Raw genomic sequence first — 23,061 nt, forward strand, 5'->3', positions numbered from 1 at the left:
GCCCCGGCGCCCGCCCGGCACGCGGGCCCGGCCGGCCCGGTCCGGCGGCCCCGCCCGCGCTCCGGCTCGGCAGCCCTCGCCCCCGGCTGCGCCTGATCGGCTTCGCGCTGACCCTCGTCATGATGGTCTTCGTCGTCCGGCTGCTACAGGTGCAGGCCGTCGACGCGAGCGCCTACGCCGCCAAGGCCGAGCAGAACCGGTACGTCGTGCACACCCTCGCCGCCCAGCGCGGCGAGATCACCGACCGCACCGGCGTGGCCCTGGCGACCAGCGTCGACGCGTACGACATCACCGCCGACCCCACGCTGTTCACCCGCGAGCAGCTCAAGGTCGACGACGCTCCCGAGCAGGCGGCGGCACTCCTCGCGCCGATCCTCGGCAAGGACCAGGCCGAGCTCACCAGCAAGCTCCGCCCGAAGGACAGGAACCTCCGCTACGTCAGGCTCGCCACCCGGCAGACCCCGCAGGTCTGGAAGCAGATCAAGGACCTGAGGACCGCGCTGGCCACCAAGGCGGAGGCCGACACGAGCACCGTCAACGTCCTCGGCGGCGTCCTCGCGGAGCCCAGCAGCAAGCGCGTGTACCCCAACGGCGACCTGGCCGCCGGGATACTGGGCTGGGTCAATGCCGAGGGCAAGGGCGGCGGCGGTATCGAGCAGCAGCTGAACGACCGGCTGGCCGGCGAGGACGGCAAGATCCGCTACGCCCAGTCCGGCGGCCTCCAGGTGCCGACCGTCGGCTCCACCGAGACGCCCGCGGTGCCCGGCTCCGACATCGAGCTGACCATCGACCGCGACATCCAGTGGGCCGCGCAGGACGCCATCGCCGAGCAGGTGAAGAAGTCCGACGCGGACCGTGGCTATGTGATCGTGCAGGACACCCGCACCGGCGAGATCCTCGCCATGGCCAACTCGCCCGGCTTCGACCCCAACGACCTGACCACGGCCGACGCGGCCGCCATGGGCAACGCGGCCCTCCAGGACGCGTTCGAGCCCGGCTCCACCGCCAAGGTCATGTCGATGGCCGCCGTGCTGGAGGAGAACGTCGCCACACCCCAGACGCACGTGGTCGTGCCGAACCGGCTGCACCGGGGCGACCGGCTCTTCCAGGACGACATCGACCACCCGACCTGGTACCTGACGCTCAACGGCGTGCTGGCCAAGTCCAGCAACATCGGCACCATCCTGGCCACCGGGCAGCTCGGCAAGACGCAGGCCGAGGCCAACCGGGTGCTCCACAAGTACCTGCGCGAGTTCGGCATCGGCGGCTACACCGGGCTGGGCTTCCCCGGGGAGACCAAGGGCATCCTCGCGCCGCCGGACCAGTGGTCGACGTCGCAGCAGTACACGATTCCTTTCGGCCAGGGAGTGTCCATCAACGCGATGCAGGCGGCCTCCGTGTACTCGACCATCGCCAACGGCGGTCTGCGCGTCGAACCCACGCTCGTACGTGGCACCAAGGGACCGGACGGACGCTTCACACCCGCCCCGGAGCCGGACAGGACACGGGTCGTGAGCGAGAAGACGGCCACGACACTCGCCCGGATGCTGGAGTCGGTCGTCGACGACGAGGAGGGCACCGGCACCAAGGCGCGCATCCCCGGGTACCGGGTCGCCGGCAAGACGGGCACCGCCAACCGCGTGGATCCGGACACCGGCAAGTACCGCGGCTACACCTCGTCGTTCGCGGGATTCGCCCCCGCGGACAAGCCCCGCGTCACCGTCTACTGCGCCATCCAGAACGCCACCAAGGGCAGCTACTTCGGCGGCCAGATCTGCGGGCCCGTCTACAAGCAGGTGATGGAGTTCGCCCTGAAGACCCTCCAGGTCCCGCCGACGGGAGCCGGGCCCGCGAGGCTCCCGGTCACCTTCATGCCCTGATCAGCACCGAGCACCCCAGGAACCATCCGTGACAACGATCACCCCCGATCCCGGGAACCAGAGCAGCCCCCGCCCCTCACTTCGCTCCGGAGCGGGTGCGCCCGGTACGCTCACCGCCGTGCCACACGCTGATCAGTCCCAAACCACTCAGAAGGACGTTCCCGTGACCTACCCGGGACCGCCGAGGCCGGAACGGGTCTCCGCCACACCCCTCGCGGAGCTCGCCGATCAGCTGGGTGTCACCGCCCCGGAAGCGGCCGCCGCGGTCACGGGGGTCACCCATGACTCGCGCGCCGTCCGCCCCGGCGACCTGTACGCCGCGCTGTCCGGCGCCCGCGTGCACGGCGCCGACTTCGTCACCCAGGCCGTCGGCCTCGGCGCCGCCGCCGTGCTGACCGACCCGGCCGGCACCGAGCGCGCCGCCGCCACCGGACTGCCGGTGCTCACCGTCGGCGACCCGCGCGCGGAGATGGGCGAGCTGGCGGCGACGATCTACGGCCACCCCGGCCGCGAGCTGCTCCAGATCGGCATCACCGGTACCTCCGGCAAGACCACCACCGCCTATCTCGTCGAGGGCGGCATCAGGACGGGCCGCGCCGCCGGTCTGATCGGCACGGTCGAGACCCGGATCGGCGACGAGCGCATCAAGTCCGAGCGCACCACGCCCGAAGCCACCGACCTCCAGGCCTTGTTCGCCGTGATGCGCGAACGGGGGGTCGAGGCGGTCGCCATGGAGGTCTCCAGCCACGCGCTGGTCCTCGGCCGGGTCGACGGCTGCGTCTTCGACGTCGCGGTCTTCACCAACCTCAGCCCGGAACACATGGAGTTCCACTCCGACATGGAGGACTACTTCCGGGCCAAGGCGCAGCTGTTCACGCCGGAACGCAGCAGACTCGGCGTGGTCAACATCGACGACGAGTACGGCCGCAGGCTGGCCCGCGAGGCCGGCGTCCCGGTCGTCACCTACTCTGCCGAGGGCCACCCGGACGCCGACTGGCGCGCCGAGGACGTCGAGGTCGGCCCGCTGGACTCGCCCTTCACCGTGCTCGGCCCGGACGGCGAGCGGATCCGCGCCCGCTCGCCACTGCCGGGCCCGTTCAACGTGGCGAACACCCTCGCGGCGATCGTCGCCCTCGCCGCCGCGGGCCTCGACCCGCAGACCGCCGCCGACGGCGTCGCCGCCGTACCGGGAGTGCCGGGCCGCCTGGAGCGCGTGGACGCCGGCCAGGACTACCTCGCGGTCGTCGACTACGCCCACAAGACGGACGCCGTCGAGTCCGTCCTCAAGGCGCTGCGCAAGGTCACGAAGGGCCAGGTGCACGTCGTGCTGGGCTGCGGCGGTGACCGGGACATCACCAAGCGGGGCCCGATGGGCGCCGCCGCGGCCCGGCTCGCCGACACGGCCGTACTGACGTCCGACAACCCCCGCTCCGAGGACCCCCTCGCGATCCTCGCCACGATGCTGCAGGGCGCGGCGACGGTGCCCGCGCACGAACGCGGGGAGGTGCTGCTGTTCGAGGATCGGGCCGCCGCCATCGCCGCCGCCGTCGGGCGGGCGCAGCCGGGGGACACCGTACTGGTCGCGGGCAAGGGCCATGAGCAGGGCCAGGACATCGCCGGGGTGGTCCGACCGTTCGACGACCGCCAGGTACTGCGCGAAGCAATCCGGAAAACCCAGGGATGAAAATCCAGAAGACCCAGGGGATGAACTTGTGATCGCCCTCTCTCTCGCCGAGATCGCAGAAGTCGTCGGCGGGCAGACGCACGACATACCGGATCCGTCGGCACAGGTGACCGGACCGGTCGTCCGGGACTCCCGTGAGGTCGTGCCCGGCAGCCTGTTCGCCGCCTTCGTCGGCGAACGCGTGGACGGCCACGACTTCGCGGCACAGGTCGTCGGGGCGGGCGCGGTCGCGGTGCTCGCGTCGCGTCCCGTCGGCGTGCCCGCGATCGTCGTGGACGACGTCCAGACGGCCCTCGGCGCCCTCGCCCGGCATGTCGTGCGCGAGCTCGGCACCACCCTCGTCGCGCTGACCGGCTCCGCGGGCAAGACCAGCACCAAGGACCTGATCGCGCAGGTACTCCAGCGCAAGGCGCCGACGGTGTGGACGCCCGGTTCGTTCAACAACGAGATCGGGCTGCCGCTGACCGCGCTCAGCGCCACCGAGGAAACCCGTTTCCTGGTACTGGAGATGGGCGCGCGCGGCATCGGCCACATCCGCTATCTCACCGGTCTGACGCCTCCTCGGATCGGGCTGGTCCTCAACGTCGGCACCGCGCACATCGGCGAGTTCGGCGGCCGCGAGCAGATCGCGCAGGCCAAGGGCGAACTCGTCGAGGCGCTGCCGTCGGCGGAGGACGGCGGTGCCGCGATCCTCAACGCCGACGATCCCCTCGTACGCGCCATGGCGTCGCGCACCAAGGCGAAGGTGATCCTCTTCGGAGAGGCCGACGAAGCGGACGTACGCGCCGAGAACGTGCGCCTGACGGACTCCGGCCAGCCCTCTTTCACCCTTCACACACCCTCCGGGTGCAGTGATGTGACCATGCGCCTGTACGGTGAGCACCACGTGTCGAACGCGCTCGCCGCGGCCGCCGTCGCCCATGAGCTGGGCATGTCCGCGGAAGAGATCGCCACCGCGCTCTCCGAGGCAGACTCCCTCTCCCGCTGGCGTATGGAGGTCACCGAGCGCCCGGACGGCGTGACGGTCGTCAACGACGCCTACAACGCGAACCCCGAGTCCATGCGGGCCGCCCTGCGCGCCTTGGTGGCCATGGGTAGGGGGCGTCGTACGTGGGCGGTGCTCGGCAAGATGGCCGAGCTCGGGGACGAGGCGCTCGCCGAGCACGACGCGGTCGGGCGGCTCGCCGTCCGGCTCAACGTCAGCAAGCTCGTCGCGGTCGGGGGCAGGGAAGCCGCCTGGCTGCAACTGGGCGCATATAACGAGGGTTCGTGGGGTGAGGAGTCGGTGCACGTGTCCGACGCACAGGCGGCGGTCGACCTGTTGCGCAGCGAGTTGCGCCCGGGGGACGTCGTCCTCGTGAAGGCGTCCCGTTCGGTCGGCCTGGAGAGTGTCGCCGAGGCGCTGCTCGCCACGGGTGCCGAGGGTGAGGTCGCCGCCCGATGATGAATCAGATCCTGTTCGCGGGCGTCATCGGCCTGTTCCTGACACTGGTGGGCACGCCGCTGCTGATCAAGCTGCTGGCCCGCAAGGGCTACGGCCAGTACATCCGCGACGACGGTCCGCGCGAGCACGCCAGCAAGCGCGGTACGCCCACCATGGGTGGCATCGCCTTCATCTCGGCCACGATCGCCGCCTACTTCCTGTCCAAGGTGATCACCGGCAAGCCGCCGACCTTCTCGGGTCTGCTGGTGCTCGGGCTGATGGCCGGCATGGGTCTGGTCGGCTTCCTGGACGACTACATCAAGATCGTCAAGCGGCGGTCGCTGGGTCTGCGGGCCAAGGCCAAGATGGCCGGACAGCTGATCGTCGGCATCGCCTTCGCGGTGCTGTCACTTCAGTTTGCCGACAACCGCGGCAACACCCCGGCCTCCACCAAGCTGTCGTTCATCACCGACTTCGGCTGGACGATCGGCCCGGTGCTGTTCGTCATCTGGGCGCTGTTCATGATCCTCGCGATGTCGAACGGCGTGAACCTCACCGATGGCCTCGACGGCCTCGCCACCGGCGCCTCCGTGCTGGTCTTCGGCGCCTACACCTTCATCGGCGTCTGGCAGTTCCAGGAGTCCTGCGCCAACGCGGGCACCCTGACCAACCCGGGCGCCTGCTACGAGGTGCGCGACCCGCTCGACCTCGCCGTGGTCGCCTCGGCCCTGATGGGTGCCTGCCTCGGCTTCCTGTGGTGGAACACCTCACCGGCCAAGATCTTCATGGGCGACACCGGCTCGCTGGCGCTCGGCGGTGTCCTCGCCGGTCTGGCCATCTGCTCCCGCACGGAGCTGCTGCTGGCCATCCTCGGCGGTCTGTTCGTGCTGATCACCATGTCGGTGGTCATCCAGGTCGGCTCGTTCCGCCTCACCGGCAAGCGCGTCTTCCGGATGGCACCACTCCAGCACCACTTCGAACTCAAGGGCTGGTCCGAAGTCCTTGTCGTGGTCCGCTTCTGGATCATTCAGGGCATCTGTGTGATTGTCGGACTGGGCCTCTTCTATGCGGGATGGGCAGCGGAAAAGTGACCTCCTCGGAGCTCAAGGGCAAGCACGTCACCGTCGCCGGGCTCGGCGTCTCCGGCGTCCCGGCGGCCAAGGTCCTGCACGGCCTCGGTGCGCACGTCGTCGTCGTCAACGACGGCGACGACGAGCGCGCCCGGGCCCAGGCCGCCGAGCTGGAGACGCTCGGCGTCACCGTCCGCCTCGGCGACGGGGCGACCCTGCCCGAGGGCACCGAGCTGATCGTCACCGCGCCGGGCTGGAAGCCGGACAAGCCGCTGTTCACGGCGGCGGCCGAGGCGGGTGTCCCGGTCTGGGGCGACGTCGAACTGGCCTGGCGGCTGCGGGGCCCCGACGCGGCCCCCTGGCTCGCCGTCACCGGTACCAACGGCAAGACCACGACCGTCCAGATGCTCGCCTCGATCCTGCGGGCGGCCGGACTGCGCACCGCCGCCGTCGGCAACATCGGCGTCTCGCTGCTGGACGCCGTGCTCGGCGAGGAGCGCTACGACGTCCTCGCCGTCGAGCTGTCCAGCTACCAGCTGCACTGGGCGCCCTCGCTGCGCGCCCACTCCGCCGCCGTGCTGAACCTCGCCCCCGACCACCTCGACTGGCACGGCTCCATGGAGGCCTACGCCGCCGACAAGGGCCGTGTCTACGAGGGCAATCGCGTCGCCTGCGTCTACAACGCGGCCGACAAGGCCACCGAGGACCTGGTGCGCGCGGCGGACGTCGAGGAGGGCTGCCGGGCCGTCGGCTTCACGCTGGGCACCCCGGCGCCGTCCCAACTCGGCGTCGTGGAGGGCATCCTGGTCGACCGCGCCTTCGTCGAGGACCGGCACAAGAACGCCCAGGAGCTGGCCGAGGTCTCCGACGTCAACCCGCCGGCCCCGCACAACATCGCCAACGCCCTTGCGGCGGCGGCCCTCGCCCGCGCCTACGGCGTGCCCGCCCGCGCCGTGCGGGACGGCCTGCGCGCCTTCACCCCGGACGCCCATCGCATCTCGCACGTCGCCGACGTGGACGGGGTGGCCTACGTCGACGACTCCAAGGCCACCAACACCCACGCGGCCGAGGCCTCGTTGGCCGCGTACGAGTCGATCGTGTGGATCGCGGGCGGACTCGCCAAGGGAGCGACCTTCGACGAACTGGTCGCCAAGTCGGCGAAGCGGCTTCGCGGGGCCGTGCTCATCGGCGCCGATCGCGCCCTGATCCGGGAAGCCCTGGCGCGACACGCCCCGGAGGTACCCGTCGTCGACCTCGACCGGACCGACACTGGGGCGATGCTCGCGGCTGTCCAGGAGGCGCGGCGCCTGGCCGTCACCGGAGACACGGTGCTTCTGGCACCCGCCTGTGCCTCCATGGACATGTTCGCCAACTACAACAAGCGAGGAGACACGTTCGCGGAGGCGGTTCGCGAACTCGGCGCGGGCGCCTGACGGCGGGTCTCGGCCACGGCGGGTGCTGTGGGGACCCTTGGAGGGACAGGTGACTCGGATGAGGCTCGGGTTTGGTCGGCTTCGGTTCCCCGCCGGTGGGAGCCGCTGATGTCCGGCAGCCGTACCGGACGTCCTCCGGTCCGACGGACCGTCCGCGCGCCCGCCGCCGCCCGTCAGCCGCGCGAGAACCGCGCGGTACGGGTCTACATCCGCGTGCGCCGCGCCTGGGACCGGCCGCTGACCGCGTACTACCTCATCCTCGGCGGCAGCCTGCTGATCACCGTGCTGGGCCTGGTGATGGTCTACTCGGCCTCCCAGATCACCGCGCTGCAGATGTCCCTGTCGGGGTCGTACTTCTTCCGCAAGCAGATGCTGGCCGCCGTCATCGGCGCGGTGCTGCTGTACGTCGCCTCCCGGATGCCGGTGAAGCTGCACCGGGCGCTCGCCTACCCGATCATCGCCGGCGCGGTCTTCCTGATGGCCCTGGTGCAGGTGCCGGGGATAGGGATGGCTGTCAACGGCAACCAGAACTGGATCTCCCTCGGGGGCTCCTTCCAGCTCCAGCCCAGCGAGTTCGGCAAGCTCGCCCTGGTGCTGTGGGGCGCGGACCTGCTCGCCCGCAAGCAGGACAAGAACCTACTCGCGCAGTGGAAGCACATGCTGGTGCCGCTGGTGCCGGTCGCGTTCATGCTGCTCGGCCTGATCATGCTCGGCGGCGACATGGGCACCGCGATCATCCTCACGGCGATCCTGTTCGGCTTGCTGTGGCTGGCGGGCGCCCCGACCCGGCTGTTCGTCGGCGTACTGGCGGTCGCCGCGGTGCTCGGCGCGATCCTGATCCAGAGCAGTTCCAACCGGCTGGACCGGTTCCGCTGCATCGGCGCCACCGAGATGGGCCCCGACGGCTCCTGCTGGCAGGCCGTGCACGGCATCTACGCCCTGGCCTCCGGCGGACTCTTCGGTTCCGGACTCGGTGCGAGTGTGGAAAAATGGGGGCAACTCCCGGAAGCGCACACCGACTTCATCTTCGCCGTCACCGGTGAGGAACTGGGCCTGGCGGGGACGCTGTCGGTGCTCGCCCTCTTCGCCGCTCTAGGCTATGCGGGTATCCGCGTGGCCGGAGGCACGGAGGACCCCTTCGTCAGGTATGCCGCGGGAGGCGTGACCACCTGGATCACGGCCCAGGCCGTGATCAACATCGGTGCGGTGCTCGGCCTGCTGCCGATCGCCGGCGTCCCCCTCCCGCTGTTCTCCTACGGGGGATCCGCCCTGCTGCCGACCATGTTCGCCATCGGGTTGCTGATCGCCTTCGCGCGCGACGAGCCCGCTGCGCGGGCGGCGCTTGCGATGCGGCAACCCCGCTTCGGTAGAAAGCGGGGAGCCGGGGGTACTGCGTCCAATCGGAGTCCCCGGAGTTGGAACACGATGCGACGGCGCGCCACGGCGCGCTCGTCCGGAGAGCGGTGAATTTCGGTGCATGTCGTACTCGCTGGTGGGGGGACCGCCGGCCACATCGAGCCCGCGCTCGCCCTCGCGGACGCCCTGCGCAGGCAGGACCCGACGGTGGGGATCACGGCCCTCGGCACGGAGCGCGGCCTGGAGACCCGGCTCGTCCCGGAACGCGGCTACGAGCTGGCGCTGATCCCGGCCGTCCCCCTGCCGCGCAAGCCCACTCCCGAGCTGATCACCGTCCCGGGCCGGCTGCGCGGCACGATCAAGGCGGCCGAGCAGATCCTGGAACGCACCAAGGCGGACGCCGTGGTCGGCTTCGGCGGCTACGTCGCCCTGCCCGGCTATCTGGCCGCCAAGCGGCTCGGTGTGCCGATCGTCATCCACGAGGCGAACGCCCGCCCCGGCCTCGCCAACAAGATCGGCTCCCGGTACGCCTCCCAGGTAGCCGTCTCCACGCCCGACAGCAAGCTGCGCGGCGCCCGCTACATCGGCATCCCGCTGCGGCGCTCCATCGCCACCCTGGACCGGGCCGCCGCCCGGCCCGAGGCCCGCGCGATGTTCGGCCTCGACCCCAACCTGCCCACGCTGCTGGTCACCGGCGGCTCGCAGGGCGCCCGGCGGCTCAACGAGGTGGTCCAGCAGGTCGCCCCGTGGCTCCAGCAGGCGGGGATCCAGATCCTGCACGCGGTCGGCCCGAAGAACGAACTGCCGCAGGTACACCAGATGCCGGGGATGCCCCCGTACATCCCGGTAAGTTACCTGGACCGGATGGACCTCGCGTACGCCGCGGCCGACATGATGCTCTGCCGGGCCGGCGCGATGACCGTCGCCGAACTCTCCGCCGTCGGACTGCCGGCCGCCTACGTCCCGCTGCCCATCGGCAACGGTGAACAGCGGCTGAACGCCCAGCCGGTGGTCAAGGCCGGCGGCGGACTGCTGGTCGACGACGCGGAACTCACCCCGGAGTGGGTGCAGCAGAACGTCCTGCCCGTGCTCGCCGACCCGCACCGGCTGTACGAGATGTCCCGCGCCGCCGGTGAGTTCGGCCGTCGGGACGCCGACGAACTCCTCGTCGGCATGGTGTACGAGGCGATCGCCGCCAACCGTGCACACCGATAGGCACGTTTGAACGGAAGGCAGGGAGCGTGGCCGGACCGACCACCGCCGAGCGCGGTGCACGCCAGCAGGAGACGTCCGGCCCGCCCCCCGTCCGGAGTCTGAGGCTGCCCAGGCTTCGTACGATCATCATTCTTGGGATTGTCCTGATTCCCCTCGGAGCCGGTGCCGGCTGGCTGTTGTACGGCGCGCAGTGGACGCGCGTGGAGCGCGTGACCGTCTCCGGGACCGACGTCCTGACGCCCGCGCAGGTACGCGATGCCGCCGACGTACCGGTCGGCGCCCCGCTGATTTCGGTCGACACCGACCGCATCGAGGCGCGACTGCGCCGGAAATTGCCCCGAATTGACGCGGTTCGTGTGGCCCGTTCCTGGCCGCATGGAATCAGTCTGAAAGTGACCGAGCGGACCCCGGTGCTGCTCGTCGAAAAAGGTCGCGAGTTCGTCGAAGTGGACGACGAAGGTGTCCGTTTCGCCACGGTTTCCGAGGCCCCGAAAGGCGTTCCGCTCCTGGAATTGACGGTGTCCCGGTCGGGTTCGGCCGCGGCCAGTCACCGCCGTTTCGGAGAGCTCCGCCTGGTACGCGAGGCGGTCCGGGTCGCCGACGCCGTTCCCGCCGCGGTCGCCCGGCAGACCCGGGTCGTCAAGGTCCGTTCCTTCGACGAGATCTCACTGGAGTTGACCGGCGGACGCACGGTCGTGTGGGGGAGCGGCGAGAAGGGGTCGGCGAAGGCCCGTAGTCTCACCGCTCTCATGAAAGCCGCTTCCGGCGCGCGGCACTTCGACGTCAGCGTTCCCACCGCCCCTGCGTCAGCAGGGAGTTGACGCACATCAGCGCAGGCCAGCACCCTGGTTGGGCAGCGCTACGGCTGATCACATAGGGTGAAAAGAAAAACGGGAGGTTCGGCGTGTTCGTTGAACGTGCGCCACTTGTCGACTTAGTGTCCTGTTCAGAAGACTCCAGGGAACAGACACACTGGTAACCCTAAACTTCAGCGTTAGGGTTCGGGTCGGCGTTACGGACCGTCCCATTCGGCATCAGTCGTCGGACCGCGGGGCACCGCGAGACGACGGCACGTAATTCGAGGCGAGAGGCCTTCGACGTGGCAGCACCGCAGAACTACCTCGCAGTCATCAAGGTCATCGGTGTCGGCGGCGGTGGTGTCAATGCCATCAACCGGATGATCGAGGTCGGTCTCAAGGGTGTCGAGTTCATCGCCATCAACACCGACGCACAGGCGCTGTTGATGAGCGACGCCGACGTGAAGCTCGACGTCGGCCGGGAACTCACCCGCGGACTCGGCGCCGGAGCCAACCCGGCCGTCGGCCGCAAGGCCGCCGAGGACCACCGCGAGGAGATCGAGGAGGTCCTGAAGGGGGCCGACATGGTCTTCGTGACCGCCGGTGAAGGCGGCGGCACCGGCACCGGCGGCGCGCCCGTCGTGGCCAACATCGCCCGCTCGCTGGGCGCCCTCACCATCGGCGTGGTCACGCGCCCGTTCACCTTCGAGGGACGGCGCCGGGCCAACCAGGCCGAGGACGGCATCGCCGAGCTCCGTGAAGAGGTCGACACCCTCATCGTCATCCCGAACGACCGGCTGCTGTCCATCTCGGACCGCCAGGTCTCGGTCCTCGACGCCTTCAAGTCGGCCGACCAGGTCCTTCTCTCCGGCGTCCAGGGCATCACCGACCTCATCACCACCCCAGGCCTCATCAACCTCGACTTCGCCGACGTGAAGTCGGTCATGTCGGAGGCCGGTTCGGCCCTCATGGGCATCGGCTCGGCCCGCGGCGACGACCGCGCGGTGGCCGCCGCCGAGATGGCGATCTCCTCGCCGCTCCTGGAGGCGTCCATCGACGGCGCCCGGGGCGTGCTGCTCTCCATCTCCGGCGGCTCCGACCTCGGACTGTTCGAGATCAACGAGGCCGCCCAGCTGGTCAGCGAGGCCGCCCACCCCGAGGCCAACATCATCTTCGGCGCGGTCATCGACGACGCCCTCGGCGACGAGGTCCGGGTCACCGTGATCGCGGCCGGCTTCGACGGGGGCCAGCCCCCCGCCCGCCGGGACAACGTCCTCGGCTCGACCACTGCCAAGCGCGAGGAGCCGGCTCCGGCACGGCAGACCGAGAGCCGCCCGTCGTTCGGCGCCCTCGGCAGCGTCAAGCCGAAGGAGGAGCCGGAGCCCGCGCCCGAGCCGGTGAGCGAGATCCAGGCGCCGCCGCCGGTGCCGCCGTCGCGCAGCTACACGGACAGCGCGGCCGAGGAACTGGACGTACCGGACTTCCTGAAGTGATAGGACAGCGCGACACCGTGAACGGCGCGCACTTCGCTTTCACCGACAGGTGGGGCGGGGTGAGCGCCGTTCCGTACGAGGAGCTCAATCTCGGCGGGGCGGTCGGGGACGACCCCGAGGCGGTACGGACCAATCGTGAGCTGGCCGCCAAGTCCCTCGGGCTCGACCCCGGGCGGGTCGTCTGGATGAACCAGGTGCACGGCGACGACGTGGCCGTGGTCGACGGACCCTGGGACTCCGCTGCGAAGATCCCGGCGGTCGACGCGATCGTGACCCGGCGGCGGGGCCTGGCCCTCGCCGTCCTCACCGCCGACTGCGTACCCGTCCTGCTCGCCGACCCCGTCGCCGGGGTCGCCGCCGCGGCCCACGCGGGCCGCCCCGGCATGATCGCCGGGGTCGTCCCGGCCGCGCTACGCGCGATGATGGAACTGGGTGCCGAGCCGGAGCGGATCGTGGCCCGCACCGGACCCGCCGTCTGCGGCCGGTGCTACGAGGTGCCGGAGGCGATGCGCGCCGAGGTGGCCGCCGTCGAGCCGGAGGCGTACGCCGAAACGAGCTGGGGCACGCCCGCGGTCGACGTGGCCGCCGGAGTGCACGCCCAGCTCACCCGGCTCGGGGTGCGCGACCGGGAGCAGGCGCCGGTGTGCACGCTGGAGTCGGGCGATCACTTCTCGTACCGCCGCGACCGCACCACCGGTCGGCTCGCGGGCTATGTGTGGCTGGACTGAGGCACATGACGGACCGTAAGGACGAACTCGCCAGAAATCTGGCGAATGTGGAGGAGCGCATCGCCGCCGCGTGCGCGGCCGCCGGGCGGCGGCGCGAGGACGTGACCCTGATCGTGGTCACCAAGACCTACCCCGCGGCCGATGTGCGGATCCTGTCGGAGCTCGGTGTGCGCCATGTCGCCGAGAACCGCGACCAGGACGCGGCACCCAAGGCCGCGGAATGCTCGGATCTGCCCCTTACTTGGCATTTCGTCGGCCAGTTGCAGACCAACAAGGTGCGTTCCGTGGTCGGTTACGCGGATGTCGTACAGTCCGTAGATCGTTCCAAGCTTGTCACGGCTCTGTCCAGGGAGGCCGTGCGCGCCGGGCGCGAGCTGGGGTGCCTGATCCAGGTCGCGCTCGACGCGGGCGACAGCGCGCGAGGCGAACGGGGCGGTGTGGCGCCGGGCGGCATCGGGGAGTTGGCCGACCTCGTGGCCGGGGCTCCGGGGTTGCGGCTGGACGGGCTGATGACCGTCGCGCCGCTCACCGGCCAGTTCGCGGGACGCGAACTGGCGGCGTTCGAGCGGATGATGGATTTGTCGACTGACATGCGCCGGACCCATCCGGCTGCCACCATGGTCTCGGCAGGGATGAGTGCGGACCTCGAACAGGCCGTGGCCGCCGGAGCGACACATGTGCGCGTCGGCACTGCGGTACTCGGAGTCCGCCCCAGGCTCGGGTAACGTCGCCAAGAAGTCGGACCACAGCAGAAAATATGGTCATTGCCGTCGCAGGGCGGGCGTAACGACCTCGTGGATCGCGGGCACTTGGCAGTCGTCAGCCGATCCACCACAGAGCGGAGGACTCAGAGCATGGCCGGCGCGATGCGCAAGATGGCGGTCTACCTCGGCCTCGTGGAGGACGATGGGTACGACGGCAGGGGATTCGACCCCGACGACGACTTCGAACCCGAACTCGACCCGGAGCCCGAGCGGGACCACCGGCGCCACGAGTCGTCGCACCAGTCTCACAGTGCACATCAGTCCCAAAGGGATGAACCGGTACGAATGGTGCAGCCTCCGGCGCCTCGCGAGCCACTCGCCCACGCCGCTTCGCTACCCGCGGAATCCGGACGTCCGGCGCGCATCGCGCCCGTGGCATCCATCACACAAGAACGTCAGAGCCTGGAGAAGAACGCGCCGGTGATCATGCCCAAAGTCGTGTCGGAACGAGAGCCGTACCGGATCACCACGCTTCACCCGCGGACCTACAACGAAGCCCGTACCATCGGGGAACACTTCCGTGAGGGCACCCCGGTGATCATGAACTTGACTGAGATGGATGACACAGACGCCAAGCGACTTGTCGACTTTGCGGCGGGTTTGGTGTTTGGTCTTCACGGCAGTATCGAGCGGGTGACGCAGAAGGTGTTCCTGTTGTCTCCTGCTAACGTCGATGTCACGGCGGAGGACAAGGCCCGCATCGCAGAGGGCGGGTTCTTCAACCAGAGCTGAGACGTACGACCGGAAACATCAGTACAAGCATCACCGAGCAGTACCCAGAGCATGGATCAGGGGAGAGGGAAGCAAGGGTCATGAGCGTGGTCCTGGATGTCGTCTACATCGCGCTGATGTGCTTCCTCATCGTGCTCATCTTCCGGTTGGTCATGGACTACGTCTTCCAGTTCGCCCGCTCATGGCAACCCGGCAAGGCGATGGTGGTCGTTCTGGAGGCCACCTACACTGTCACTGATCCACCGCTCAAGCTTCTGCGGCGGTTCATTCCGCCGCTGCGTCTCGGGGGCGTGGCGCTCGACCTGTCCTTCTTCGTACTGATGATCATCGTCTACATCCTGATCTCGATCGTGAGTCGGCTGTGAGCGATGTGAACTACGGTCTTGCCGAATGCCGACGACTACGTTGAGGTGAAGAGATGCCGTTGACCCCCGAGGACGTGCGGAACAAGCAGTTCACGACCGTCCGCCTCCGAGAAGGCTATGACGAGGACGAGGTCGATGCCTTCCTCGATGAGGTCGAAGCCGAGCTGACCCGTCTGCTGCGCGAGAACGAGGATCTGCGCGCCAAGCTGGCCGCGGCCACCCGCGCCGCCGCGCAGAACCAGCAGAACATGCGCAAGCCCCCGGAGGGGCCGGACCAGCAGCAGGGGATGCAGCAGGGGATGCCTCAGCAGGGTATGCCCCAACAGGGCATGCCGCAGCAAGGTATGCCGCAGCAGGGCATGCGCGGTCCCGGCGCTCCTGTGCCCGCCGGCATATCGGGCCCGCCGCAGCAGCAGATGGGTGGCCCCATGGGTGGCCCGCCCCAGCTGCCGAGCGGTGCCCCGCAGCTGCCCGCCGGTCCCGGCGGTCAGGGCCCGCAGGGTCAGGGTCCGATGGGCCAGGGACCGATGGGCCAGGGACCGATGCAGGGTCAGATGGGCCCGGGTCCCATGGGCGGTCCGATGGGTGGCCCCGGTATGCCCGGTCAGGGCCCCGGTGGTGACAGCGCCGCGCGTGTTCTGTCGCTCGCCCAGCAGACCGCCGACCAGGCGATCGCGGAGGCCCGTTCCGAGGCCAACAAGATCGTCGGAGAGGCTCGTTCGCGCGCCGAGGGCCTGGAGCGGGACGCCCGCGCCAAGGCCGACGCGCTGGAGCGGGACGCCCAGGAGAAGCACCGCGTCGCGATGGGCTCGCTGGAGTCCGCCCGCGCCACGCTGGAGCGCAAGGTCGAGGACCTGCGCGGCTTCGAGCGGGAGTACCGCACGCGTCTGAAGTCCTACCTGGAGTCGCAGCTGCGTCAGCTGGAGACCCAGGCGGACGACTCGCTCGCCCCGCCGCGGACCCCCGCGACCGCGTCCCTCCCGCCGTCCCCGGCGCCCTCGATGGCCCCGGCCGGCGCGAGTGCCCCGTCCTACGGTGGCAACCAGACGATGGGTGGCGGCCCCTCGCCGGCCGGCCCGTCCTACGGTGGCCAGCAGCAGATGTCCCCGGCGATGACCCAGCCGATGGCTCCGGTGCGGCCGCAGGGCCCGTCGCCGATGGGCCAGGCCCCCTCGCCGATGCGTGGGTTCCTCATCGACGAGGACGACAACTGACGGTCGGTAGTACGGCGTAGACGTCGGCAGCGTTCATAGGGCGGGGCCCCGGATTCCGATCCGGGGCCCCGCCCTTGTGCTACGCGTGTTCACGGTATTTGCCGACTGTGTTCGGACATGGGCGCAGTTGTGTGGGTGTACACAACGCCGAAGGCCCGGGCCACCGAGATTCTTCGGTGTCCCGGGCCTTCGCCGGGGGTGTTACGCCTTGCGCAGGCGGAACGTCAGGGTCAGCGGCTCGTCCGTGAACGGGGCGCCGTAGCTGTCGTCCGCGTCGCCCTGCGCGAAGTCCGTTGCCAGGACCTCGTCGGCGATCAGCGTGGCGTGGTCGCCGAGCGCGGCGATCAACGCCGGGTCCGTCGCGGTCCAGCGCAGCGCGATGCGGTCGGCGACGTCGAGGCCGCTGTTCTTGCGGGCCTCCTGGATCAGGCGGATCGCGTCACGGGCGAGGCCCGCGCGGCGCAGCTCCTCCGTGATCTCCAGGTCGAGGGCGACCGTGGCACCCGAGTCCGAGGCCACCGACCAGCCCTCGCGCGGGGTCTCGGTGATGATGACCTCGTCGGGGGCCAGGGTGATGGTCTCGCCGTCGACCTCCACCGACGCCGTGCCCTCGCGCAGGGCGAGGGACAGCGCGGCCGCGTCGGCGTTCGCGACGGCCTTGGCGACGTCCTGGACGCGCTTGCCGAACCGCTTGCCCAGCGCGCGGAAGTTGGCCTTGGCCGTCGTGTCGACCAGGGAGCCGCCGACCTCGCTCAGCGACGCGAGCGACTCGACGTTCAGCTCCTCCGTGATCTGCGTGTGCAGCTCGGGGGAGAGGGCGTCGAAGCCCGTGGCGGCGATCAGCGCGCGCCGCAGCGGCTGACGCGTCTTGACGCCCGACTCCGCGCGCGTGGCCCGGCCCAGCTCCACCAGGCGGCGCACCAGCACCATGTGCCGCGACAGCTCCGGGTCGATGGCGGTCAGATCCGCCTCCGGCCACGAGGACAGGTGCACCGACTCCGGTGCCCCGGGCGTGACCGGCACGATCAGGTCCTGCCAGACCCGCTCGGTGATGAACGGGGTCAGCGGGGCCATCAGCTTCGTGACCGTCTCGACGACCTCGTGCAGCGTGCGCAGCGCCGCCTTGTCGCCCTGCCAGAAGCGGCGCCGGGAGCGGCGCACGTACCAGTTCGACAGGTCGTCGACGAACGCCGACAGGAGCTTGCCGGCGCGCTGGGTGTCGTACGCCTCCAGGGACTGGGTCACCTGGTCGGTCAGCGCGTGCAGTTCGGACAGCAGCCAGCGGTCGAGCAGCGGGCGGTCGGCCGGGGCCGGATCGGCGCCGGACGGGGCCCAGTTCGACGTACGGGCGTACAGGGCCTGGAAGGCGACCGTGTTCCAGTAGGTGAGGAGCGTCTTGCGGACGACCTCCTGGATGGTGCCGTGCCCGACGCGGCGGGCCGCCCACGGGGAGCCGCCGGCCGCCATGAACCAGCGGACCGCGTCCGCGCCGTGCTGGTCCATGAGCGGGATCGGCTGCAGGATGTTGCCCAGGTGCTTGGACATCTTGCGGCCGTCCTCGGCGAGGATGTGGCCGAGGCAGACGACGTTCTCGTACGAGGACTTGTCGAAGACCAGGGTGCCGATCGCCATCAGCGTGTAGAACCAGCCTCGCGTCTGGTCGATGGCCTCGCTGATGAATTGCGCCGGGTAGCGGGACTCGAAGAGTTCCTTGTTCTTGTACGGGTAGCCCCACTGCGCGAACGGCATGGAACCCGAGTCGTACCAGGCGTCGATGACCTCCGGCACGCGCGTGGCCGTCTTCGCGCAACTCGGGCAGGCGAAGGTGACGTCGTCGATGAACGGGCGGTGCGGGTCGAGGCCCGACTGGTCGGTGCCGGTCAGCTCGGTGAGCTCGGCGCGGGAGCCGACGACGGTGAGGTGGTCGTCCTCGCAGCGCCAGATCGGCAGCGGGGTGCCCCAGTAGCGGTTGCGCGACAGGGCCCAGTCGATGTTGTTGTCGAGCCAGTCGCCGTAGCGGCCGTGCTTGACCGTGTCCGGGTACCAGTTGGTCCGCTCGTTCTCCTCCAGGAGCCGGTCCTTGACGGCCGTCGTGCGGATGTACCACGACGGCTGCGCGTAGTAGAGCAGCGCGGTGTGGCAGCGCCAGCAGTGCGGGTAGCTGTGCTCGTACGGCAGGTGCCTGAAGAGCAGGCCGCGCTCGCCGAGGTCCTCGGTGAGCTTCTCGTCGGCCTTCTTGAAGAAGGCGCCGCCGATGAGGGGGAGGTCCTCCTCGAAGGTGCCGTCCGGGCGGACCGGGTTCACGACGGGCAGGCCGTAGGAGCGGCAGACCTTGAGGTCGTCCTCGCCGAAGGCGGGGGACTGGTGGACCAGGCCGGTGCCGTCCTCGGTGGTGACGTACTCGGCGTTGACGACGAAGTGCGCCTGGGCCGGGAACTCGACGAGCTCGAAGGGGCGCTGGTAGGTCCAGCGCTCCATCTCGGCGCCGGTGAAGCTCTGTCCGGTGGTCTCCCAGCCCTCGCCGAGGGCCTTCTCGGCCAGCGGCTGCGCGACGACGAGCTTCTCCTCGCCGTCGGTCGCGACGACGTAGGTCACCTCGGGGTGGGCGGCCACGGCGGTGTTGGAGACGAGGGTCCACGGGGTGGTCGTCCACACCAGGAGCGCGGCCTCGCCGGCGAGGGGGCCGGAGGTGAGGGGGAAGCGGACGTAGACGGAGGGGTCGACGACCGTCTCGTAGCCCTGGGCGAGCTCGTGGTCGGACAGGCCGGTGCCGCAGCGGGGGCACCATGGGGCGACGCGGTGGTCCTGGACGAGGAGGCCCTTGTTGAAGATCTCCTTCAGCGACCACCAGACCGACTCGATGTACTCGGGCTCCATGGTCACGTACGCCTCGTCGAGGTCGACCCAGTAGCCCATGCGGGTCGTCAGCTCGGAGAAGGCGTCGGTATGGCGGAGCACGGAGGCGCGGCACTTGTCGTTGAACTCGGCGATGCCGTACGCCTCGATGTCCTTCTTGCCGGAGAAGCCCAGCTCCTTCTCCACCGCCAGCTCCACCGGCAGGCCGTGGCAGTCCCAGCCGGCCTTGCGGGCCACGTGGTAGCCACGCATCGTGCGGAAGCGGGGGAAGACGTCCTTGAAGACGCGGGCCTCGATGTGGTGGGCGCCCGGCATGCCGTTCGCGGTGGGGGGGCCTTCGTAGAACACCCACTCGGGGCGGCCCTCGGACTGCTCCAGGCTCTTGGCGAAGATTTTCTGCTCGCGCCAGAAGTCGAGCACGGCGTGCTCGAGGGCGGGCAGGTCGACCTGGGCGGGCACCTGGCGGTACGTCGGCGTTGTCATCAGCGAGCTTCCTCCGGCGGACTTGCTGCCTTCCGTCCGGAGGGACGAGAGCTCCGACTTTCCTACGCCGCTTTGGCGCGCTCCCGCGGTACCACCCTCCTTGGCTCGCCGGCGCGGGGTGTGCGTCGGTGAGCCCCCTCATTGGGGTCGCGATACCGGTTCTACCGGCCCCCGCTCCTGAGCGGGGGCTTTCTTCCGGCGGCTCAGGGGTGATCTTCGCGTCGCGCTCGCCCCCGGGCTTCCACCGTCCCCGGGTCGCTCTGGGCTGCGTACGCCGCTACTCGTCCCCATCCACGCCTTTCGCTCCGCCCAGTGTACGGCGCCGGGCGGAGCGTGGCCGACCGGATTTCCGGTGGCGGCGGTATGGGTGTATTTTGACCCGATTGGTCAATTATGTGAATTCGGATCCTGTGATGTCCGGCTCGGCGGATTACCCGGCGGGGAGCTGGGCACAACGCATGCATGCCGGGGGCGTGGCGGTCGCGGGGTGGGCGATTTGGGTGGCGTGCCCCGTTGCCGCGGGCGTCGAGTCGATTTATCGTCCCAGCACGATTCGCGTGCAAGATCACAATATGTGAAGGGGCCGCGGCCATGGTGGCGAAAAAGACCGCCGCAGAGCAGTCGGCGTCCGGCCGGTCCACGCACGCCTCCGGCGGGGCGGCAAAGGGTGCGAGCGGCAAGAAGGGCGCGCAGGGCATGGCGTCGGCCGCGAAGCGCGCGGTGGACAAGGCCATGGAGAGCGTGAAGCGGGTACGGGGGGCGGCTGCGGCGGGGACGAGCGCGAAGACGCCGCCGGACGGCGAGGCGGCGGCGCCCGGCGCCGAGGCGTCGGGGGCGCGGGCCGCGCCTGGCGGGAGGGCGGCGGGGGCGGCGTCCGGGGGGAAGGCTTCGGAGAGGGAGTCGGTGGCCGAGCCCGGGACTGAGGTGGCGTCGGCTGTGCGGGTGGCGGGCAAGAAGACGACTGCTGGGAAGGCTGCCGCCAAGAAGGCCGCTGCCAGGGAGGTGGCTGCCGGAGAGCGGGTCGCCAGGGGGAGGGTGGCCGAGGACGCGGGGGTCGGCGAGGAGCGCGTTGCGAAGAGGGGGTCCGGCGAGGTGCGCGTCGCGAAGAAGGGGTCCGGCGAGGTGCGCGCCGCGAGGAAGGCGGTCGGTGGCGGGGCTCCGGCCGGGAAGCGGGCGGCGAAGAAGGGTGTGGCCAAGCAGTCCGCGGCAAAGAAGTCCGCGGCGCCGAAGGGGGCTGCGGGGCAGGAGTCTGGGGCGGCCGGTTCGGCGGTGGCCGGGGAGGGGCCGGTGCGGGAGGGGGTGGCTGCGAAGAAGGCTGCGAGGAAGGCGGTCGCCGAGAAGGGCGCGGCGGGGAAGGCTGCGATGGCCGAGTCGGCGGTGGCCGGGGAGGGGCCGGTGCGGGAGGGGGCGGCTGCGAAGACGCCTGCCAAGAAGGCTGTCGCCGAGAAGGAGGCGGCGCAGAAGACTGCGGCAGCCGGGCCGGCGGTGGTCGAGTCGGCGGCAGCCGGGCCGGCGGTGGTCGAGTCGGCGGCAGCCGAGCCGGCGGTGGTCGAGTCGGCCGTGTTCGGGGAAGCGCCGGTGCCGGAGGGAACGGCTGCCAAGAAGGCCGTCGCCGAGAAGAGTGCGGCCAAGAAGACGGCCGCGAAGAAGGGCGCCGCCAAGGAGGCCCCGGCCTCGAAGGAGGCCGTGGAGAAGAAGGCTGCTGCCAAGAAGGCGGCGCCCGGCAAGGAGGCCCCGGCCTCGAAGGAGGCCGTGGAGAAGAAGGCTGCTGCCAAGAAGGCGGCGCCCGGCGAGGAGGATTTGGCCAGGAAGGCGGCGTCTGCCAAGGAGGGCGCGGCCGGGAAGTCGGCAACTTCCGAGCACACGGTGGACGCGGAGGTTGCTGCCGGGCGCGCGGCCGATGAGGGGGCTGCTGCCAGGAAGGCGGCGCCTCGTAAGGACGCCGTGGGGAAGAAGGCGGAGCCAAGGCGGGACGCCGTGGGGAAGAAGGCGGCGCCAAGGCGGGACGCCGTGGGGAAGAAGGCGGCGCCAAGGCGGGACGCCGTGGGGAAGAAGGCTGTGGCCGGTGAGGAGGCCGTGGGTAAGAAGGTGGCGTCTGCCAAGGCGGCTGGGGCCAAGGAGGGTGCCGTGTCCGCGCGTGCGGGGGATGAGGAAGGGGGCGTCGCGAAGGTGGCGGCATCCGGGAGCGCGGCGGCTGATGGCGCCGTAGGGACCGGGGTCGGGGAGGAGCACGCCTCGAAAGGGGCGGGCGGGCGGGGTTCGGGCAAGAAGGCGGGCGCGGCGCGGGCCGCGAAGCAGACGGGAGCCACGACGGTGGTTGCGAAGAAGACCCCTGGGAAGGCCGCGGCGGCGAAGACGGCTGTCCCCAAGGCGCGCGTGGCCGCGGCGGAGCCGGGCGACCTCGCGGTGCGCCCCGGCGAGGACCCCTGGACCCCGGAAGAGGTCGAGGAGGCCCGCGCGGAGCTGACGTCGGAGATGGAGCGGCTGCGCGCCGAGATCGCCAACGCCGAGTCGTCCCTGGTCGGCCTGATGCGTGACTCCGGGGACGGCGCCGGGGACGACCAGGCCGACACCGGCGCCAAGAACATCACGCGCGAGCACGAGCTGGCCCTGGCCGCCAACGCGAACGAGATGCTGACCCAGACCGAGCACGCCCTGCAACGGCTCGACGCGGGCACGTACGGCCTGTGCGAGAACTGCGGCAACCCGATCGGCAAGGCCCGTATGCAGGCCTTCCCCCGGGCCACCCTGTGCGTCGAGTGCAAGCAGAAGCAGGAGCGGCGGTACTGATCCGCCGATTGCCCTCCGTATGCCTCCTGAGCACGTGCGCCGTCAGCGGCGTGCCGTACCCTCGTGCTCAGTCAGGCACCTAGGTTGAGGGACTCACGTGGCAGAGGCGGAGCGCATCATCGGTACGCCGGGCAGTCCGGACGCGACGCGGGCCGAGCAGGAGCGGCCCGGTGACGACGCCGCGTCGCCGGAACGCTCCGATGCCGAGGCGGCACAGACCCCGGCCGGCGGGTCCGGCACCGACGAGGGGGACGCTCCGGCCGAGCGGCCCCGGGGCAGGCGCCGGATCGCCGTGCTCTTCGCGGTCGCCGGGTTCGCGTACGCCCTCGACCTGATCAGCAAGATGATCGTGGTCGCCAAGCTGGAGCACCACGAGCCGATCGAGGTCATCGGGGACTGGCTGCGCTTCGAGGCGATCCGCAACGCGGGCGCGGCCTTCGGCTTCGGCGAGGCCTTCACCGTGATCTTCACGGTGATCGCGGCGGCCGTCATCGTGGTGATCGCCCGGCTGGCCCGCAAGCTGTACAGCCTGCCCTGGGCGATCGCCCTCGGTCTGCTGCTCGGCGGTGCGCTCGGCAACCTCACCGACCGGATCTTCCGCTCGCCGGGCGTCTTCAAGGGCGCGGTCGTCGACTTCATCGCGCCCAAGCACTTCGCCGTCTTCAACCTCGCCGACTCGGCGATCGTCTGCGGCGGCATCCTGATTGTGCTGCTGTCCTTCAAGGGCCTCGACCCCGACGGCACCGTCCACAAGGACTGAACCCCGGAGCGGCCGGCC

17 protein-coding genes are annotated in these 23,061 nt (G+C 70.5%); 16 read left to right on the forward strand and 1 reads right to left on the reverse strand.

Annotation, left to right across the window (positions count from 1 at the left end):
• The 14 genes from ACFV6X_RS11325 to ACFV6X_RS11390 all read left to right on the forward strand — a co-directional run.
• Positions 1–1,880: peptidoglycan D,D-transpeptidase FtsI family protein (locus ACFV6X_RS11325; RefSeq protein WP_385380965.1), on the forward strand; the 1,880-nt coding region annotated here is incomplete at its 5' end.
• Between the two features lie 28 nt (positions 1,881–1,908).
• A complete protein-coding gene (locus ACFV6X_RS11330; protein ID WP_385380968.1) occupies positions 1,909–3,564 on the forward strand; it encodes a UDP-N-acetylmuramoyl-L-alanyl-D-glutamate--2,6-diaminopimelate ligase in 1,656 nt (551 codons plus the stop codon).
• Positions 3,565–3,592: 28 nt separating this feature from the next.
• On the forward strand, positions 3,593–5,008 hold the full coding sequence (gene murF / locus ACFV6X_RS11335; protein ID WP_385380971.1) for a UDP-N-acetylmuramoyl-tripeptide--D-alanyl-D-alanine ligase: 1,416 nt from the start codon (positions 3,593–3,595) through the stop codon (positions 5,006–5,008).
• Complete coding sequence (mraY, locus tag ACFV6X_RS11340) at positions 5,005–6,078, forward strand: phospho-N-acetylmuramoyl-pentapeptide-transferase (protein ID WP_365457394.1); 1,074 nt, start codon at positions 5,005–5,007, stop codon at positions 6,076–6,078. The genes murF and mraY overlap by 4 nt, the downstream gene beginning before the upstream one ends.
• Positions 6,060–7,490 (forward strand): UDP-N-acetylmuramoyl-L-alanine--D-glutamate ligase, encoded by a 1,431-nt coding sequence (gene murD / locus ACFV6X_RS11345; RefSeq protein ID WP_385380975.1) that lies wholly within the window; start codon positions 6,060–6,062, stop codon positions 7,488–7,490. The genes mraY and murD overlap by 19 nt, the downstream gene beginning before the upstream one ends.
• Before the next feature lie 108 nt (positions 7,491–7,598).
• Entirely contained in the window at positions 7,599–8,957 is a 1,359-nt protein-coding gene (gene ftsW, locus ACFV6X_RS11350) for a putative lipid II flippase FtsW (RefSeq protein ID WP_365457388.1), read from the forward strand.
• Between the two features lie 6 nt (positions 8,958–8,963).
• Positions 8,964–10,061 carry an undecaprenyldiphospho-muramoylpentapeptide beta-N-acetylglucosaminyltransferase gene (gene murG / locus ACFV6X_RS11355; protein ID WP_196463435.1) on the forward strand — a complete coding sequence of 366 codons (1,098 nt, stop codon included), beginning with the start codon at positions 8,964–8,966 and terminating at the stop codon, positions 10,059–10,061.
• 26 nt (positions 10,062–10,087) lie between these two features.
• A complete protein-coding gene (locus ACFV6X_RS11360) occupies positions 10,088–10,882 on the forward strand; it encodes a cell division protein FtsQ/DivIB (RefSeq protein WP_385380978.1) in 795 nt (264 codons plus the stop codon).
• 278 nt (positions 10,883–11,160) lie between these two features.
• Positions 11,161–12,351 (forward strand): cell division protein FtsZ, encoded by a 1,191-nt coding sequence (ftsZ, locus tag ACFV6X_RS11365; RefSeq protein WP_385380981.1) that lies wholly within the window; start codon positions 11,161–11,163, stop codon positions 12,349–12,351.
• Positions 12,348–13,079, forward strand: a complete 732-nt coding sequence (gene pgeF, locus ACFV6X_RS11370; protein ID WP_385380984.1) for a peptidoglycan editing factor PgeF — start codon at positions 12,348–12,350, stop codon at positions 13,077–13,079. Before ftsZ ends, pgeF begins: the two co-directional genes overlap by 4 nt.
• Before the next feature lie 5 nt (positions 13,080–13,084).
• Positions 13,085–13,804, forward strand: a complete 720-nt coding sequence (locus tag ACFV6X_RS11375; protein ID WP_385380987.1) for a YggS family pyridoxal phosphate-dependent enzyme — start codon at positions 13,085–13,087, stop codon at positions 13,802–13,804.
• A 129-nt stretch (positions 13,805–13,933) separates the two neighbouring features.
• On the forward strand, positions 13,934–14,575 hold the full coding sequence (locus ACFV6X_RS11380; RefSeq protein ID WP_365457372.1) for a cell division protein SepF: 642 nt from the start codon (positions 13,934–13,936) through the stop codon (positions 14,573–14,575).
• An 80-nt stretch (positions 14,576–14,655) separates the two neighbouring features.
• On the forward strand, positions 14,656–14,940 hold the full coding sequence (locus ACFV6X_RS11385; protein WP_007448661.1) for a YggT family protein: 285 nt from the start codon (positions 14,656–14,658) through the stop codon (positions 14,938–14,940).
• A gap of 53 nt (positions 14,941–14,993) precedes the next feature.
• A complete protein-coding gene (locus tag ACFV6X_RS11390) occupies positions 14,994–16,154 on the forward strand; it encodes a DivIVA domain-containing protein (RefSeq protein WP_385380992.1) in 1,161 nt (386 codons plus the stop codon).
• 201 nt (positions 16,155–16,355) lie between these two features.
• Here ACFV6X_RS11390 and ileS read toward each other — a convergent pair whose 3' ends face one another.
• On the reverse strand, positions 16,356–19,493 hold the full coding sequence (gene ileS / locus ACFV6X_RS11395; RefSeq protein ID WP_385380995.1) for an isoleucine--tRNA ligase: 3,138 nt from the start codon (positions 19,491–19,493) through the stop codon (positions 16,356–16,358).
• Positions 19,494–20,084: 591 nt separating this feature from the next.
• Between ileS and ACFV6X_RS11400 the strand changes: the two genes are divergently transcribed.
• Both ACFV6X_RS11400 and lspA read left to right on the forward strand, forming a co-directional pair.
• Positions 20,085–22,283, forward strand: coding sequence for a TraR/DksA C4-type zinc finger protein (locus tag ACFV6X_RS11400; RefSeq protein ID WP_385380998.1), 2,199 nt, complete (start codon positions 20,085–20,087; stop codon positions 22,281–22,283).
• 97 nt (positions 22,284–22,380) lie between these two features.
• Positions 22,381–23,043 carry a signal peptidase II gene (gene lspA / locus ACFV6X_RS11405; RefSeq protein WP_385381001.1) on the forward strand — a complete coding sequence of 221 codons (663 nt, stop codon included), beginning with the start codon at positions 22,381–22,383 and terminating at the stop codon, positions 23,041–23,043.
• Positions 23,044–23,061 lie beyond the last annotated feature (18 nt).

Source organism: Streptomyces sp. NPDC059861, assembly GCF_042731435.1.
Lineage (GTDB): Bacteria > Actinomycetota > Actinomycetes > Streptomycetales > Streptomycetaceae > Streptomyces.